The sequence below is a fragment of the Gordonia sp. McavH-238-E genome, assembly GCF_022348225.1.
Classification (GTDB): domain Bacteria; phylum Actinomycetota; class Actinomycetes; order Mycobacteriales; family Mycobacteriaceae; genus Gordonia; species Gordonia terrae.
Genome location: NZ_JAKRFE010000011.1, coordinates 115,330 through 131,446, shown reverse-complemented (window position 1 = coordinate 131,446; position 16,117 = coordinate 115,330). Strand labels below are relative to the sequence as shown.

The 16,117-nt window shown below is 69.3% G+C and carries 14 protein-coding genes; 6 read left to right on the top strand and 8 right to left on the bottom strand.

Annotated elements, in window-relative coordinates:
• Nucleotides 1-31 precede the first annotated feature (31 nt).
• On the top strand, nt 32-1,678 hold the full coding sequence (gene pruA / locus MHN80_RS18055) for an L-glutamate gamma-semialdehyde dehydrogenase (RefSeq protein ID WP_239402870.1): 1,647 nt from the start codon (nt 32-34) through the stop codon (nt 1,676-1,678).
• On the top strand, nt 1,678-2,628 hold the full coding sequence (locus MHN80_RS18050; protein ID WP_004020135.1) for a proline dehydrogenase family protein: 951 nt from the start codon (nt 1,678-1,680) through the stop codon (nt 2,626-2,628). The genes pruA and MHN80_RS18050 overlap by 1 nt, the downstream gene beginning before the upstream one ends.
• A 156-nt stretch (nt 2,629-2,784) precedes the next feature.
• Here the strand turns inward: MHN80_RS18050 and MHN80_RS18045 are convergent, their stop codons facing one another.
• The 5 genes from MHN80_RS18045 to MHN80_RS18025 form a co-directional block, all read right to left on the bottom strand.
• On the bottom strand, nt 2,785-4,365 hold the full coding sequence (locus MHN80_RS18045) for an FAD-dependent oxidoreductase (RefSeq protein ID WP_239402869.1): 1,581 nt from the start codon (nt 4,363-4,365) through the stop codon (nt 2,785-2,787).
• Nucleotides 4,362-5,207, bottom strand: coding sequence for an FAD:protein FMN transferase (locus MHN80_RS18040; RefSeq protein WP_081486989.1), 846 nt, complete (start codon nt 5,205-5,207; stop codon nt 4,362-4,364). The genes MHN80_RS18045 and MHN80_RS18040 overlap by 4 nt, the downstream gene beginning before the upstream one ends.
• Before the next feature lie 38 nt (nt 5,208-5,245).
• Nucleotides 5,246-5,794 carry an FMN-binding protein gene (locus MHN80_RS18035; protein ID WP_239402868.1) on the bottom strand — a complete coding sequence of 183 codons (549 nt, stop codon included), beginning with the start codon at nt 5,792-5,794 and terminating at the stop codon, nt 5,246-5,248.
• Nucleotides 5,795-5,860: 66 nt separating this feature from the next.
• The gene (locus MHN80_RS18030) at nt 5,861-7,597 is read right to left on the bottom strand and encodes a substrate-binding domain-containing protein (RefSeq protein WP_239402867.1); all 1,737 of its coding nucleotides are present in this window, start codon (nt 7,595-7,597) and stop codon (nt 5,861-5,863) included.
• Nucleotides 7,598-7,708: 111 nt separating this feature from the next.
• A complete protein-coding gene (locus MHN80_RS18025) occupies nt 7,709-8,146 on the bottom strand; it encodes an SRPBCC family protein (protein WP_004020140.1) in 438 nt (145 codons plus the stop codon).
• Between MHN80_RS18025 and MHN80_RS18020 the strand changes: the two genes are divergently transcribed.
• The gene (locus MHN80_RS18020; protein ID WP_004020141.1) at nt 8,124-8,744 is read left to right on the top strand and encodes a DNA-3-methyladenine glycosylase; all 621 of its coding nucleotides are present in this window, start codon (nt 8,124-8,126) and stop codon (nt 8,742-8,744) included. The two genes, MHN80_RS18025 and MHN80_RS18020, sit on opposite strands and share 23 nt — an antisense overlap.
• A 6-nt stretch (nt 8,745-8,750) precedes the next feature.
• Here MHN80_RS18020 and MHN80_RS18015 read toward each other — a convergent pair whose 3' ends face one another.
• From MHN80_RS18015 to MHN80_RS18005, 3 genes are read right to left on the bottom strand one after another with little or no spacing between them, the layout of a single operon-like run.
• The gene (locus MHN80_RS18015) at nt 8,751-8,999 is read right to left on the bottom strand and encodes an antitoxin (protein ID WP_064571249.1); all 249 of its coding nucleotides are present in this window, start codon (nt 8,997-8,999) and stop codon (nt 8,751-8,753) included.
• A gap of 53 nt (nt 9,000-9,052) precedes the next feature.
• A complete protein-coding gene (locus MHN80_RS18010; RefSeq protein WP_239402866.1) occupies nt 9,053-11,551 on the bottom strand; it encodes an HAD-IC family P-type ATPase in 2,499 nt (832 codons plus the stop codon).
• Nucleotides 11,548-12,732, bottom strand: coding sequence for an MBL fold metallo-hydrolase (locus MHN80_RS18005; protein WP_239402921.1), 1,185 nt, complete (start codon nt 12,730-12,732; stop codon nt 11,548-11,550). Before MHN80_RS18005 ends, MHN80_RS18010 begins: the two co-directional genes overlap by 4 nt.
• Before the next feature lie 105 nt (nt 12,733-12,837).
• On the opposite strand from MHN80_RS18005, the gene MHN80_RS18000 reads away from it, so the two are divergent.
• From MHN80_RS18000 to MHN80_RS17990, 3 genes are read left to right on the top strand one after another with little or no spacing between them, the layout of a single operon-like run.
• Nucleotides 12,838-13,461: a TetR/AcrR family transcriptional regulator gene (locus tag MHN80_RS18000; protein ID WP_239402865.1), complete on the top strand. Its 624-nt coding sequence runs from the start codon at nt 12,838-12,840 to the stop codon at nt 13,459-13,461.
• Nucleotides 13,445-14,734, top strand: a complete 1,290-nt coding sequence (locus tag MHN80_RS17995) for an alanine racemase (protein WP_239402864.1) — start codon at nt 13,445-13,447, stop codon at nt 14,732-14,734. The genes MHN80_RS18000 and MHN80_RS17995 overlap by 17 nt, the downstream gene beginning before the upstream one ends.
• The gene (locus tag MHN80_RS17990; protein ID WP_239402863.1) at nt 14,722-16,053 is read left to right on the top strand and encodes a D-arabinono-1,4-lactone oxidase; all 1,332 of its coding nucleotides are present in this window, start codon (nt 14,722-14,724) and stop codon (nt 16,051-16,053) included. The genes MHN80_RS17995 and MHN80_RS17990 overlap by 13 nt, the downstream gene beginning before the upstream one ends.
• Nucleotides 16,054-16,117: the final 64 nt, after the last annotated feature.

The following is a 16,117-nucleotide window of genomic DNA, read 5'->3' as shown; positions in this document are numbered from 1 at the left end:
GTGGCACCGGGAGGGACGGTGGACTGGACTCATGGATGCCATCACCACTCCCCCTCGACCGTCCAATGAACCCGTACACGGTTATGCCCCCGGTTCGCCGGAGCGAACGCGCATCGTCGACGAGCTGGCGCGGCAGTCCCACGCCGGGCGGCGCGAGTTCCCCCACATCATCGGCGGCCATCTGAGCCTCGGTGCCGGCGATGAGATCGACGTCGTCCAGCCCCACGCACACCGCGAGGTCCTGGGCTTCATCACCAACGCCACCCACGACGACGCCCGCGCTGCCGTCGATGCCGCTCGCGCCGCCGCCGACGACTGGGCGCACACGAGCTTCGACGACCGGGCGGCCGTCATCCTGCGCGCCGCCGAACTGCTGGCCGGTCCGTGGCGCGAACGGATCGCGGCCGCAACGATGCTCGGTCAGTCGAAGTCGGTGCAGCAGGCCGAGATCGACGCACCATGCGAACTCGTCGACTTCTGGCGGTTCAACGTGGCCTTCGGCCGCGAGATCCTCGCCGAACAACCGGAGTCGTCACCGGGGGTGTGGAATCGGCTCGACCATCGTCCGCTGGACGGCTTCGTCTACGCCGTGACCCCGTTCAACTTCACCGCGATCGCCGCGAACCTACCCACGGCTCCGGTGCTCATGGGCAACACCGTCGTCTGGAAGCCCTCACCCACCCAGGCGTATTCGGCCCAGTTGATCATGGCCCTTCTCGAGGCCGCCGGCTTGCCGCCCGGCGTCATCAACCTCGTCCACGGCGACGGCGTGGCCGTCTCGGATGTCGTACTCGCCGACCAGGATCTGGCCGGCATCCATTTCACCGGGTCGACACGCACGTTCCGGCATCTCTGGCGCGAGGTCGGCGCCAACATCGAGCGGTACCGGAACTATCCCCGCCTCGTCGGCGAGACCGGCGGCAAGGACTTCATCGTCGCGCATTCCTCGGCCGAGCCGCATGCGCTGCGAACGGCATTGTCGCGCGGGGCCTTCGAGTACCAGGGACAGAAGTGCTCGGCGGCGTCACGCGCCTACATCCCGCGGTCGGTGTGGGATCGGATGGGCGACGAGTTCCTCGGCGAGGCCGCCGAACTCACCTATGGCGACGTTCGCGATCTGACGAACTTCGGTGGCGCGGTGATCGATCGGCGCGCGTTCGACAAGCAGGTGGCGGCGATCGACCGCGCGAAGTCGTCGGCGTCGCTCACCGTCGCGGTCGGCGGCGACTGCGACGACTCCGAGGGTTTCTTCGTACGGCCCACCGTCCTGTTGTCCGACGATCCGACCGACGAGGCGTTCGCCACCGAGTACTTCGGTCCGATCCTCGCCGTTCACGTCTACGACGACGCGGAGTACGAGAACATACTCGGACTGGTGGATTCGACGGCGACCTACGCACTGACGGGGTCCATCATGGCCACCGATGTCGCGGCCGTCACACTGGCGTCCGACCGACTGCGCAACGCCGCGGGCAACTTCTATGTCAACGACAAACCGACCGGTGCGGTCGTCGGACAGCAGCCCTTCGGCGGGGGCCGGGCGTCGGGGACCAACGACAAGGCCGGATCGAAGCAGAACCTGATGCGCTGGACGTCGACCCGCACGATCAAGGAGACCTTCAGCCCGCCCACCACGACGACCTACCCGCACATGGCCTTCGACTGGACGGGGATCTGATGGGCACCGTCTTCGACACCGTGCTGCGTCCGGCGATCGTCGCGGTGTCGCGTAGCGAACGCGTCAAGGATGTGTCCGAGCGGTGGCCGGTGACCGAGAGAGTGGTGCGCCGGTTCGTGCCGGGCGAATCACTCGCCGACGCCATGACCGCCGTCGGAGCCGAACTCAATGACGGACTCGCCGTCACGGTCGACCACCTGGGTGAGGACACCGTCGACGAATCCCGGGCCGACGCCACGGTGAGCGCCTATCTCGAACTCCTCGAGGCACTGTCGATGTTCCGGTCGGCACCTGCCGGGTCGGTCGAGGTGTCGGTGAAGCTCACCGCACTCGGCCTGAGCCTGCCGGAGCACGGCGCGAAGATCGCCGAGGAGAACGCGCGGACGATCGTCGACGCCGCAGATGGCCGGGGCGTCCTGGTCACCGTGGACGCCGAGAGTCACACCACCGTCGACCGGCGACTGGCGATCGTACGCTCGTTGCGCGACGACTTCCCGGACACCGGAACCGTGCTGCAGGCCGGCCTGCGCCGGACCGAGGACGACTGCGCCGAGTTCGCGGCGTCGGGAGCTCGAATCCGCCTGTGCAAGGGCGCCTATGCCGAACCGGCCGCAGTCGCCTTCACCGAGCGCCGGCAGGTCGACGACAACTATCTCCGCTGCCTCCGGACGCTGATGAAGGGGCGCGGATACCCGATGGTCGCCTCCCACGACCCCACGATGATCGACGCCGCCACGATCCTCGCCGACGAGTTCGGACGGGCCCCGGGCACCTGGGAACACCAGATGCTCTACGGCATTCGCGTCGACGAGCAGCGTCGTCTGGCCGACGCCGGCGCCCGGGTCCGCGTGTACATCCCCTACGGCGCACAGTGGTACGGCTACCTCGTCCGCCGTCTCGCCGAGCGGCCGGCCAATCTCGGCTTCTTCCTGCGCGCGCTGGCCGGGTGACCCGACCTATGGACCCGCAACACCCCGAACTCCCCGGCAGCGGCGACCCGAACATGGGGTGCGCACAGTCAACGACAATCAACGCACAGTCGACGAAATCTTCCGCACAGTCAACGATTTCGTGACTCGGAGAAGCTGTCGCCATCTCGCCGGGATTCAGTAACCCGCGAACGAGTCGGTGTGAACACGCCAGGGCCGGGTCCTCGTGGAACCGTCGAGCCGACGGATCGTCGCCGAGGTCCGTTCGACGAACGCCGGTGTGCCGGACACGTAGTAGTGTGTGCCCGCGGCGCGGGGCCCGATCAGTTCGGCGACCCGGTCAGCATCGTCGATCCCATCGGCGATGTCCGGCGCTTCGACGGTCACGACGCGTGCACCGGCCGCCCGAGCGCTGTCGAGATCATCGTCGTACACGGCGCGTCGTCGGTCCCGCAGAACGTGCACGACGGTCAGTCCGGACAGATCGCGACCCGGCTCCGACTGCACCAGATCCCGAACCATCGACACGAACGGCGTGATGCCGATCCCCGATGCGATCAAGACCACCGCGCCGTTGGACGGAAACGCCCGCGGCAGAACGAAGTCGCCGCCGATCTCGTCGACGTAGGCGCGCCGCGCGGTCCCCTCCACCAGCGCCGCCTTGTAAGCGGACGGCTTCGCGGCAACCGTGAAACCGAACTCCACCGGTTGCTGCCGGGGCGCGGACACGAACGAGAAGACCCGCCGCGAACCCGACCACACCGGTGCTGACCACCGGGGCACACTGACACTCGACCACTGGCCCGCCCGGAACGACGTGGGGGCACCGACCGCTTCACCGCGCACCGCGTAGGTCCGGTCGGCGACCGGGGTGGTCACCACGTCGAGCGGCACCCGGCGCGCGGTCCCCGACACCAGGCGGACCGCGAAGGCGTACAGACATCCGACGAGCAACGCGACCTCGGGCACAAAAGCCAACGTGTACGCGTCGGTGATCGCAATCGTGTACTGGCAGTGCATCAGCACGCCCACCAGGGCCGCATAGACGAGCCGATGGATCTCGGTGGCGGGTGACGTGAGCGGCTCGGGCAGCATGATGGCCGCGACGAACAGCATCGGACTCGACACGACCCACGTCGACAGGTCCTGCCCACCCCGCACCAGCTCGACGACCCCGATCGTGACGAGCGAGGCACCGATGAACACCAGGGCCAGCCGCCACTCGCGGATCAGCGTCACCACCACGGCGCCGACCACGATCATCGGTACGAGCAGCGGTTCGGCGGCCACCCACCAGAAGGGAAAACTGATGCCCTCGACACCGGCATAGGCCAGCGCATAGCAACCGATCGCGCCCGCGACCGCGGGATTGACGAACAGCCGACGACGCCACGCGAGAACATATTTCGACGCCGCGGCGATGGCGGCGCCCACCGCGACGGTCGCCACCGCGGTGTCCTCGGAACCGCCCGGCAACACGAAGAACAGGATCAGCCCGGTGATCAGCCAGGAGTCCGAGTTGGGCGGCACCCGTAACACGCCGGCACAGGCATTACCGACGACCGCGCTCACCCCGACCGCGACCACCAGCCACACCGCGAGGTCGTCCGGGCCGTACCCGAAATCGGCGTCGGTCGCGGACACGACGAAGGCCACCGCGACCAGCACCACCAACCCGCACAGCACCGCCCGATACGGGGTCAGGTGTCGCCGGGCGGCATTGATCGGCGAGAGCAGCTGCGGCAGAAGCGTTGTCACAGGAACAACTCCAATCCGGGGATCGCGGTGTGCTCGACGCTCCCGTTGCGTCGGATGGTCACGTGGTGGAAACCTTCGCGGTGGTGGTCGAAGTCGCCGCGCAGGAACGCCGCCGGCGTGAAGAACAGCGCCGTCGCCAAGCCGTCCGCCTCCATCGCCGACGGCGCGATCACCCAGGTCGCGAGGACTTCTCGGGCGGGCGAGGCCGTGCGCGGGTCGACGATGTGATGCCAGTCGGCCCACACCCGCCGATTGCTCGCCGATGCGCAGATCGCGCCACCGGCGACGGACACGACACCGATCGCCTTCGTCGTATCGGACGGATGCTCCAACGCCACACGCAATCCGCGGGAGCGGGGCGAGACCACCATGTCGCCACCGGCGTCGACCACGAAGTCGTCGACGCTCGCGCCGACGATGGCCGCCACCCGGTCCACCGCGAATCCCTTTCCGGCAGCACCGACGTCGAGCAACGCCGGTTCGCGGATCTCCAGTGCGCCCGTGTGCTCGCCGATCACGGAGTCCCATGCCGGGGCGGCCGGCACCCGGGTGGACGCGCGCAGGCTGTAGGCGGCGTCATAACCCGCGTCGGCGAGCGTCTGCCCCACCAGCGGCGACACGGCGCCGCCGGTGAGGTCGTAGAGACGGCGATACCAGTCGACGAGCGGCTGGTCGGAGTCGGCGATCGGGTACCGACCCGCCTGCCTGGCCATGTCCGCGACCGTCGAGTCGTCCCGGAACCGGGACCACGCGCGATCGATCCGGTCGATCTCGGCGTCCACCGCGTCGACCACGTCGACGGGCAGCGGCGACGGGGTACTGATCGTCCATCGGGTCCCGATCGCGTCGAAGGTCCAGTGGTGCGCGGCACCGAGTGCGGTCAGGCCTGGGCCTCTTCCTTGATCTGGGTGATCGCCTCGTTGAAGCCACCGGAGGTGAGCGACGAACCGGACACCTTGTCGACCTCGATCTCGTCGATGCTCTTGCCCACCACGACATCGGAGATGCCACCGGCGAACTTGCCCTGATACTCCAGCGACGGCCCCTTGGTCTGGCTCGTGTCCACCGACACCGCGGTGATGACCGAGTTCGACAGCGTGACGGTCACGCCGACGCTCTGCGGGCCACCGGGCGAGATGTACTCACCGCGCGCGGTGTACTCGCCGTCCTTGTATTCGCCGGAGCCGGCGTCGGCCGCCTCGGTGGCGGCCGAACTGTCCGCCGTCGTGGCGGTGGTCGAGTCTCCCGACCCGGAGTCCCCGGACGAGCACGCGCCCGCGACGAGTCCGACCGCCGCCATGGCGGCGACCACCCCGCCGGTGCGAGCAAGCGCGGTGGATCCCCGGAGAGTCCGGGACGGACGGGGGGACTCGGAGGAGGCGGTGCTGCGCGGTTCGAGGGTCTCGGGCGTCTCTGGGGTGTACGTCATGTACCAATTGTGCCGATCGCGCGCGCATTCGTCCCGACGACGCCCGCGGCGTCGGCGAAACCGGTCTCAGCGTCCGGCGGCCGCGACCCTCGCCTGGATGGCGTCGACGAACACGGTGCGGATGTCGGCCGCGTTCTCCGCGACGTAGGTGGTGCCGCCCGTCGCCTCCGCGATCTGCTTGAGTGCGTCGGAGTCCGCGTCGTCGGAGATGCCGATCGTCAGCACCAGCACCGGACGCGCCGGGTCCTCGAGGCGCTTCAACTCGGCGAGCAGTTCGTCGAGCGTGATGCTGTCCGGATCCTCGTTCTGTCCGTCGGTCATGATGATGACGCTGTTGGAGTAGTTCGGGTCGTAGGTGTCCTGCACCTTCTTGAACGCCGCGAGGGTCGTGTCGTAGAGACCGGTCCCGCCACCGAGGTCCGACAGCCCCTCTTCGACGGCCCGGCCGAGCGCGTCGCGATGCGTACCGCTCCCCGAGCGGGCGTCGAGGCGACGGATCGGGGCGAGTTCCTCCCAGTCCTGCCCGGGCCCGCCCTTGTTCACGCTGAACGCCCAGCCGCCGATCATCGTGTTGTTGGGGAAGAGTTTCAGCCCGGTCTGGGAGGCGTCGATGAGCAGGCCGGCCCGGGTGGTCCCGCCGGCCGGCGTCTCCATCGATCCGGAGGTGTCCTGCACGACCAGCGAGCGGATCGGCACCCCCAGGACCTGCCACTGGCGCAGCGCCTTGTCGACGGACGACGGATCGCGGAGTTCGAGCTCCTTCACCGGCTGGCCGACGCCGTTCCCGTCGGCGTCGCGGTATCCGGAGTCGGCCAGTGCGGCGCGTCCCGCGTCGGTGCCCAGGGCGGCTACCAGGGCCGCCCCCGCGTCGGCGGACGCCTGCTGACGTGCCGCGGGTGCCGTGTTGACCAGCGGGTAGTCGAGCATCACGGTCCCGGCCGCGGGAATCGTCGACGTCAGCTTCGAGCCCGGATGGGTACGCATGAAGAGGTCGAACTGCTGCTCGGTGGTGACCACCGGGACGCCGGAGGTGTTGGCGAGGTTGAGCCGGGTGCCCTCGTTGTCGTTGGCGAGGCGCGCATTGTTCTGCTGGATGGCGAGGATGGTCATCGCCTCGGTGAAGTCCTCGTCGGCGAGCTCGCCGGAGTCGACCGCCGCGAGGGCGCCGATGATCGGCGCGTCCCCGGTGCTGGTGTCCACGGGGCTGCCGGTGCGCAGGTCCGGCAGCTTCATGACCTCCACCCAGGTGCCCAGCTCGGGCACGTCGGTACCGGCGACGACGGCCGGGGTCGACGCGATCGACGGCGACACCAGGTCGAGTTCACGACGAACCTGGGTGGTCACACGGCGGGCCTGCACCTGCGAGTCCGCGACCCAGAGATCAGGAGCCGCGGCACCCTGCGTGAGGAGTCCGGGCACGTCCGCGCCCGCGGCCGTCTGCACGTCGTAGTCGAAACACGAATCCGCGGACGCCTGCCGCGCCACCTCGCGCAGCGGCCCCGTCATCGCCGAGTCCGACGCCACCGCCACCCGGGTGCGTTCACCGCAGCCGCCCGAACTGGTCTGCCAGATGATGACGCCGGTGACCAGGGCGACGACGACCAGCAGAACGGCACCCGCCCACAGCCATCCGCCGCGACGGCCCCCGTCGGTGTTGCGATGCTCGAAACCGAAGTCGTCATCGCGGTCCGACCGGGCACTGTTCGACGGAGACTGCGCACGCAGCGGGACCGCCCCTCCCGTCCGGTCGTTCCCGTTCCACTCGTTTCCGGCGCGATCGGCACCGGAGCTGTGACGCCCCATTTGTCTTCTTCCCGTTCCCCTCGTACGGCAGCCGGCAGGCCGGCCTCTCGCGTGGCCGCCGCACGACGCATGGACGCATCGGCGGTCGCGGCCCGCGCGCTCACGCGTGGCTCAGCCGAACACCTCACGGAACTTCAGCAGCGACTTACGCAGATCCCCCGAAACCGCCATCGCCGCGGTCTTGCCCACGGGTCCGATCAGCGGCAGCCCACCCAGATCAACAGTGAAGGTTACTTCCGATCCGGTCGACGTGGGAGCGATGCCCAGATCCAGCTTGGCCTTGACCCCGCCTTTGCCGTTGCCCTTCAGGCGCACGTGGGACACCGGCTCGAACTTCTCGACGACCCAGTCGAAGCGGACGCGGGTGCCCTTGACCTTCACGATCGACGAGATCTCGGTCCCCTTGCCCAGCTCGGTGGCGTCCGGGAGGGGGCTGCGCCACGTCTCGTGGATCACCAGCCATTCGCTGTACCGCGAGAGATCCGAAGCCGCGGCCCAGGTATCTTCCGGTGACAGATCAACGCCGATGGAGTCGCTCGTCTTCGCCATGACCCAAGAGAGTAGTGCCCCCGCCTCCGCCGCCGAACAGGCACGTTCGCTGCTGGGCTCGCACCTGACCGGGCACGGTGTGACGATCCGCCTGACCGAGGTCGAGGCGTATGCCGGTCCCGACGATCCGGCGTCCCACGCCTACACCCGAACACCCCGCTCGGAGATCATGTACGGCCCGCCCGGCCGCCTGTACGTCTACCGCATCCACGGCCACCACTGCGCGAACGTCGTCGTCGCCGGTCCGGGCCCTGCGGCCGCCGTGTTGCTGCGCGCGGGCGAGGTGATCGACGGCACCGAACTCGCGCGCGCCCGGCGCGGTGTCACCCGCGTCGGGCCCGTCTCCGACGACCGACTCGCGAGCGGCCCGGGCAATCTGTGCCGCGCTCTGGGGATCACGATGGCCGACCTCGACACCGACCTCACCGACCCGTCGACCCCCGTGCTCCTCGAACCCGGGACGCCTCGTGCCGGCGAACGCGTGGTCGCCGGCCCACGGGTCGGCGTCCGTCGGGCCGCCGACCTCGACTGGCGATTCTGGATCGGCGGCGACCCGACGGTGTCGACGTATCGCCGACATCCGCGGGCGGGCGCGTGAACCGTTCTACTGCTGGGGGTTACCCGGGTTCTGGTGCCCGGGGTTCGGCCCGGGATTCTGCGGTCCGGGGTTCTGGTGCCCCGGGTTCTGGTGAGGCGCGCCGACGGCCTTGCGCACGGCGTCCTGTGCCTTGTCGACCTGACCCGAGTACTTGTTCTTGGTGACCTTGTCGATGGCGTCGCCGCCCTTCTCGATCAGGTTCGGGTTCTTCTGCAGCGTGGCTCTGGCCTTGTTGACGAGTCCCTTGAGATCCATGGCGTCTCCTCTGATCGACGTGCCGGACATCTTCCGGCCACTTGCCGCAGATTCTATCGGTCGGAGACGAGCGCCCCGCTGAGCTGCGCTTCGTCCCCGTGGGTGGCGATCCACCTCGGCGCGACGCGTGAGACGACCTCGACGCACACGATTCCGACCGCGGCCGAGATCAGGGCCACCGAGTTCATCCCCCAGTTCGAGGAGTCGAGCCGGAACAGGTCCTGGGTGAACGGCCACGCGAAGATCAGCACGTACGCGGCGGCCGAGACCGCCAGCAGGACGACCTTCCACCAGTTGTACGGACGGGCGACCACCGCGAGCACATAGACCGCGATCGCGATCAACGTCATCAGCGCCGCGGTGGCGGCCTGCGTCTGAGGCTGCGACAGCTCGACGGCGTCCCCGCCCACCTCGACACCGGCGCCGCCCGGGTTGACGATCAGGTAGGTCACGAAAGTGCACAGACCGACGATGACGCCGTTGGGCACCGCGCTGAGCAGCACCCGGCGCACGAAACCACGGCGTGCTCGCTCGTTGTTGGGAGCCAGCGACAGCACGAACGCCGGTATGCCGATGGTGAACCAGGCCGAGATCGTCACGTGGATCGGCTGGAACGGATAGCTCAGCGGATCGGACCCGAACACCGCCCCGAGGAGTCCGCCCACACCGACGAACAGCGCCAGCAGCACCGCGTACACGGTCTTGGTGAGGAACAGGTTGGAGACGCGCTCGATGTTGCCGATGACGCGACGACCCTCGCCCACCACGTAGGGAAGAGTGGCGAACTTGTTGTCCAGCAACACGATCTGGGCCACCGACCGGGCCGCGGAGCTGCCCGAGCCCATCGCGACGCCGATGTCGGCGTCCTTGAGCGCGAGGACGTCGTTGACGCCGTCCCCGGTCATGGCAACGGTGTTGTCCCGCGACTGCAACGCCTTCACCATGGCGCGTTTCTGGTCGGGCCGCACCCGGCCGAACGTCACACCGCGTTCGACGACGTCGGCGAGTTCGCCTGTCTCGGCGGGTAACTCGCGCGCGTCGACCGAGGTGTCGACCGACCCGAGGCCGAGCGACGCGGCGACCGCGCCCACCGACCGGGCGTTGTCGCCGGAGATGACCTTCACCGCGACATGCTGCTGTTCGAAGTAGTCGATCGTGTCGCGCGCGTCGGAACGCACGCGTTGTTCGAGGACCACGAGCGCCACCGGCGACACGGTTCCCGGAGCGATCTGACCCGGTGCGGGGTCGGTGTCGACGGGGATGTCGGTGCACGCGAGCAGCAGCACGCGGAGTCCGGCGGCGCCGATGTCGGAGGCGAGGCGGGCCGTGTCGCTCGCCGGGTCGAGCAGGACGTCGGGCGCACCGATGAGCCAGTGCCCGTCGTCGCTTCCGGCATCCGGGCCGGAGCCGCTTCCGCGGAACGACATCCCGCTCCACTTGGTGGCGGAGGTGAACGGTTTGACGGCCGTCACCGTCCAGTCCGGCGCGACCGGGTGGGCCTCGGCGACCGCGACCATGCTGGCGTTGGGTCGCGGGTCGTGGGCGGCGAGTGCGGCCAAGACCTGGTCCGCGGTCTCGCGTGGTACCGACCCGAGGTTTCGCACCTCGGCCAGTCGCATCCCGTTCTCGGTCAGGGTGCCGGTCTTGTCGGCGCAGACCACGTTGACGCGCGCCAGTCCCTCTATGGCAGGTAGCTCGTTCACCAGACACTGCCGTTGACCCAGCCGCACGACGCCCACCGCGAAGGCGATCGAGGTCATCAGGACGAGCCCCTCCGGGACCATCGGCACCAACGCGGCGACCATGCCCAACAGCGACTTGCGCAGATCGTTGTCACTGATGAAGAGCTGATTGATGATCGTCAGCACGCCGGCCGGGATCAGCAACCAGATGATCACCCGCAGGATCTGGTCGATCCCGGAGCGCAGTTCCGAGGAGACGAGGGTGAACTTCGACGCCTCGGCCGCGAGCTGCGCCGCGTACGCGTCGGCGCCGACCTTGGTGGCGCGGTACGCGCCCCCGCCGGCCACCACGAAACTGCCCGACAGCACGGCGGCTCCCGGGTCCTTGTCGATCGGGTCGGCCTCGCCGGTGAGCAGCGACTCGTCGACGTCGAGCGCGGTCGCCTCGACGACCTCGCCGTCGACGACGATCTGGTCGCCCGCACCGATCTCGATGATGTCGTCGAGCACCACCTCATCGGGCGGCACCTCGGTCACCGTGCCGTCGCGCCGGACCCGTGGTCGGGTCTGACCGACGATCGCGAGCTTGTCGAGGGTCCGCTTGGCGCGGACCTCCTGGATGATGCCGATGCCCGAGTTGGCGATGATCAGCAGCCCGAACAGTCCGTTGATCAGCGAGCCGGTGAACACGACGATCGCGAACAGCACCCCGAGGATCGCGTTGATCCGCGTGAAGACGTTCGCGCGCACGATGTCCGAGACACTGCGACCGGATCGGTCGGGCAGGGCGTTGACCTGACCGGCCGCGACCCGCTGCGCCACCTCGGCGGCGGTGAGACCGGGACTGGCGATCCCCGTCGACGAGCTCACGCGGAGGCCTCCCACCAACCGGGCTGTGCCACACCGGTACCGGTCCGGTGGGTCAGGTCGATCGAGCCACCGGGCTGCGGCACCAGGATCGTCGGCGAGTCCGGCCGCGAATCCGCCCGCAGCCGCGCGATGGGCTCGCCCCACGGATGACGCGCCAGGTTGAAGGTCCCCCAGTGGATCGGGATGAACACCGAGTCCGAACCCGAACCGGGCGAGACCATCCGGTGGACCGAGAGGGCCTCCTCCGGGTTCACGTGGATGTCGGGCCACATCACGTCGTAGGCCCCGACGGCGATGAGGGTGAGGTCGAACGGGCCGAGGCGGGCGCCGACGTCCTCGAATCGTTCGCTGTGTCCGGTGTCCCCGGAGAAGAAGACCTTGTGGTCGCGGCCGGCGATCGCCCAGCTGCCCCACTGTGTGAGATTGCGTGCCAGCCAGCGCCCGGAGAAGTGCCGTGCCGGGCCGCACGTGAAGTGCAGCTCGCCCGCCCTGGTCGGCACCACCACCTCCTCCCACCAATCCGCCTGCCGGATACGGTCTTCGGCGATCCCCCACGACGTGAGGTGCGCACCGACCCCGATCGTCGTGACGAAGACCGCATCGGGCTGCGTGTCGGCGATGGTGGTGACGGTGTCCATGTCGAGGTGGTCGTAGTGATCGTGACTGATCAGGACGACGTCGAGCGGCGGCAACTGCGACGCGGACAGGGGTGCGGCGTGCATGCGAGCGGGACCGACGAGCCGGCTCGGCGAACAGCGACGGCTGAGAACGGGGTCGGTGATGACACGGGCGCCGTCGATGTCGACGACGGCGGTGGCGTGACCGAGCCAGGTGACGGCGAGGTCGGCCGGCGCGTCGAAGCGCGGGACCGTCACCAGGACGGGTCGGCGCGGCCGGCCGGGCCGCCGGGCCATGTCGGTGAGGACCTGCAGGCTCGGGTCGGCGATCGACGGGGGTTCCGGGTTGTCGAAGGCGCCATCGCGCTGGTGCGGACTGTGGAGCACATGCGGCGCGATCTCCGCACGGGAGGCGCCGAGCGCGCGGGCGGGGCCGAGTCCCTCGGCCGCGAGCCGCCCGACGACGGCGTCGGCCACCGCCACTCCTGCCGAACCCACGCGCGCGAGGACATCGTGGCGCAGGTCGGTCGTGCCTTTTCTACCGGTCGTGGAGGTCACGTCCACACAGTAGTGCGTGAAGCGCATTGTGTGCCTCACCGGCACTGATAGGCTCCACCGAGCATTGTCCACCGAGCATGCGCCGGCGCATGCGGTCAGGAAGTCACCGCAGTGGCACGGATGTCCGTCGACCAACGTCGAAGCGCGCTCATCGAATCGGCGTACCGCGTGATCGCCGATCACGGGGTCGAGGGCGCGACGACCCGTCGCATCTGCGCCCACGCCGGGATGCCGCTCGCGAGCTTCCACTACGCGTTCGAGAGCCGCACCGCACTGTTGTGCGCGGTGATGGAGACGGCGGTGCCCACCGACATCGAGCGCATGCTGCACGCCGTGCTGCCCGCCGCCGACTACGGATCGGAGCCCGGGCCGGAGACGATCCGGTCGAGCATGGTGCGGCAATTCCACGCGTTCTACGACCTGTTGAAAGCCGACCCGGGACGGATGCAGGCGACCATCGCGCTCGGCATCTACGCCCACAATCACCCGGAGCTGCAGCAGGTCGGCAAGTACATGTACGAGCAGCTCTACCGGGTCGCCTCGGCGGGGCTGCGGTCGATGGCCGACCTGACGCCCATCGTGTGGACCACGCCGGTCGAGGACCTCGGTCCGCTCATCATCGCGGCGACCAACTCGATCACACTCGTCTACCTCAGCACCGCCGACGACAAGGTCGTCGACGCGATCATCCGCTCGATCGCCGACCAGCTCATGACCTATGTCAGCTTCGAGTGAGGGTCTCGACGCGTCCCCGGCCGGCGGGACGACGCCCACCCCCTGGCCGAGCGACCCCGAATCCCACTGGGCGGCAATCGATCAGGCGGTCACCGACGCGGGACTCGACGCCCCCGTCCTCGCACTCGACCGGGCCGCCCTGGAGCACAACGTCGCCGACCTCACCCGACGGTCGGCGGGTGTCCCCATCCGGCTGGCCACCAAATCCGTCCGCGTCCGCTCGGTCGTCGAGGACATCGTCGGTCGCCCCGGTTTCCACGGCGTACTCGCCTACGACCTGGCCGAGGCGCACTGGTTGGCCACGCAGTCGGGAATCGGCGAGGTGCTGATGGGTTATCCCAGCGTGCGGCGGAATGCGCTGGCGGCCCTGGTCGCCGACGAGGTCGCGACGAGCCGGGTGAGCGTGCTCGTGGACTCCGTCGACCAGCTCGACGTCATCGATTCCGTCGTGTCCGCCGGCGCCCGGCCGCCGATCCGAGTCGCCATCGACCTCGATGCGTCGTACCGCTTGCTCGGCGGACGGGTCCACATCGGCGTGCGCCGCTCCCCGGTGCACTCACGTCGAGATGCACTCGAGCTCGCACGAGATGTCGTGGCCCGTCCCGGCTTCGACCTCGTCGGAGTCATGTCCTATGAGGCGCAGGTCGCCGGGGTGGCCGACGCCGTCCCGGGTAAGGCGTTGGCGAACCACGCCGTCCGGGCGATGCAGCATCGTTCGATGGCCGAGTTGCGCCGTCGTCGGAGCAAGGTGATCGGGGAACTGCGTCAGATCGCGGACCTGGAGTTCGTCAACGGCGGCGGCACCGGATCCCTCGAGGAGACCGCACGCGATCGCGCGGTCACCGACATCGCGGCCGGCAGTGGGCTGTTCGGCGGTCACCTGTTCGACGGTTATCAGCGCTTCCGGCCCGCGCCCGCACTGGCCTTCGGGCTCGACGTCGTCCGGCGCCCCGCCCCCGGCATCGTGACCTGTGCGGGCGGCGGGTGGATCGCCTCCGGCCCGCCGGCCGCCGACCGGCTGCCGTCACCGGTGTGGCCGCAGGGACTCGCCTTCGTCGGCACCGAGGCGGCCGGCGAGGTGCAGACCCCACTGCGGGGTGCGGCCGCCGATCGGATCGCCGTCGGAGACCGGGTGTGGTTCCGCCACACCAAGTCCGGCGAGGTGTGCGAGCGGGCTCGCGAGGTCGCGATCATCGATCGGGACGACGCCGGGCGGGCCACGGTGAGCGAGGTCGTGCCGACCTACCGAGGAGAGGGCAAGTGCTTCCTGTGAGCGGTACCGCTGCGCGTTCGACGCAAGCCTGGCGCAACTGGGGCGGTACCGCCGGTTGCTCGCCGAACCGCGTCGTCAGCCCGTCGAGCGCCGAGGAGATCGCCGGCATCGTCCGGGAGACGGCGGCGCGCGAGGGCACGGTGAAGACCGTGGGCGCCGGACACAGCTTCTCCCCCATCGCCGTTGCCGATGATGTGCAACTCGAGCTGTCCGGCCTGCGCGGACTCGTGTCGGTCGACGCCCATCGCGTGACCGTGCGGGCCGGTACCCATCTCCACGAGATCCCCGGGCTCCTGGCACCTTTCGGTCTCGCGATGACGAATCTCGGCGACGTCGACCGGCAGACCATCGCGGGCGCCACCTCCACCGGAACCCACGGCACCGGGCTGGCCTTCGGGGGCATCAGCACCCAGATCGTCGGCGCGACAGTCGTCACCGGCACCGGTGACATCGTCACGCTGACCTCCGACGACACCGACCTACAGGCGGTCGCGCTCGGCCTCGGCGCCCTCGGGGTCGTCGTCGAACTGACCATCGAGTGCGTGGACGAGTTCCGGTTGCACGCCGTGGAGGGGCCGGAGACCGCCGACGCGGCGATCGCCGCGTTCCACGAACGCGTCGCGAGCACCGATCACCACGAGTTCTACATCTTCCCGCACACCAATTGCGCTCTGGTCAAGACGAACACCCGCGTCGGGCCCGACGCCCCGCTCACCGGCCCGTCACGCATCAAGCGCTACATCGACGACGAACTCCTGAGCAACAAGGCTCTCCGACTGCTGTGCGAGATCGGTGCGCGCGTCCCCCGGCTGGTACCGACCATCAACGGTGTCACCGGTCGCGCGCTCTCCGCGCGGGAGTTCACCGACACCTCCACCGGGGTGTTCGTCTCCGACCGTGACGTCCGGTTCCGGGAGATGGAGTACGCCATCGACCTCGACGCCGTTCCCGAGGCCCTGGGCGAGATCCGGGCACTGCTCGACCGGCGCGAGTATCTGGTGAGCTTCCCCATCGAGGTCCGCGCCGCGGCCGCCGACGACCTGATGCTGTCCACCGCATCCGGCCGCACCAGCGGTTACATCGCCGTCCACCGCTACCACCGCGACGACCCCGCCGACTCCGACGCTTATCTCGCCGACGTCGAAGCCATCCTCACCGGTTTCGGTGGCCGACCGCACTGGGGCAAGATGCACACCCGCGACGCCGAGTACCTCCGCGGGGTCTACCCGCGATTCGACGAATTCCGTTCCGTGCGGGACCGGTACGACCCGTCTCGCGTGTTCGCCAACGACTATCTGCGGCGAGTGCTGGGCGACTAGGGCACAGACATCAGCCCGCGTACCGCGACATGGCACTCGCAGCACGGCCACCTGGTCGGGACGG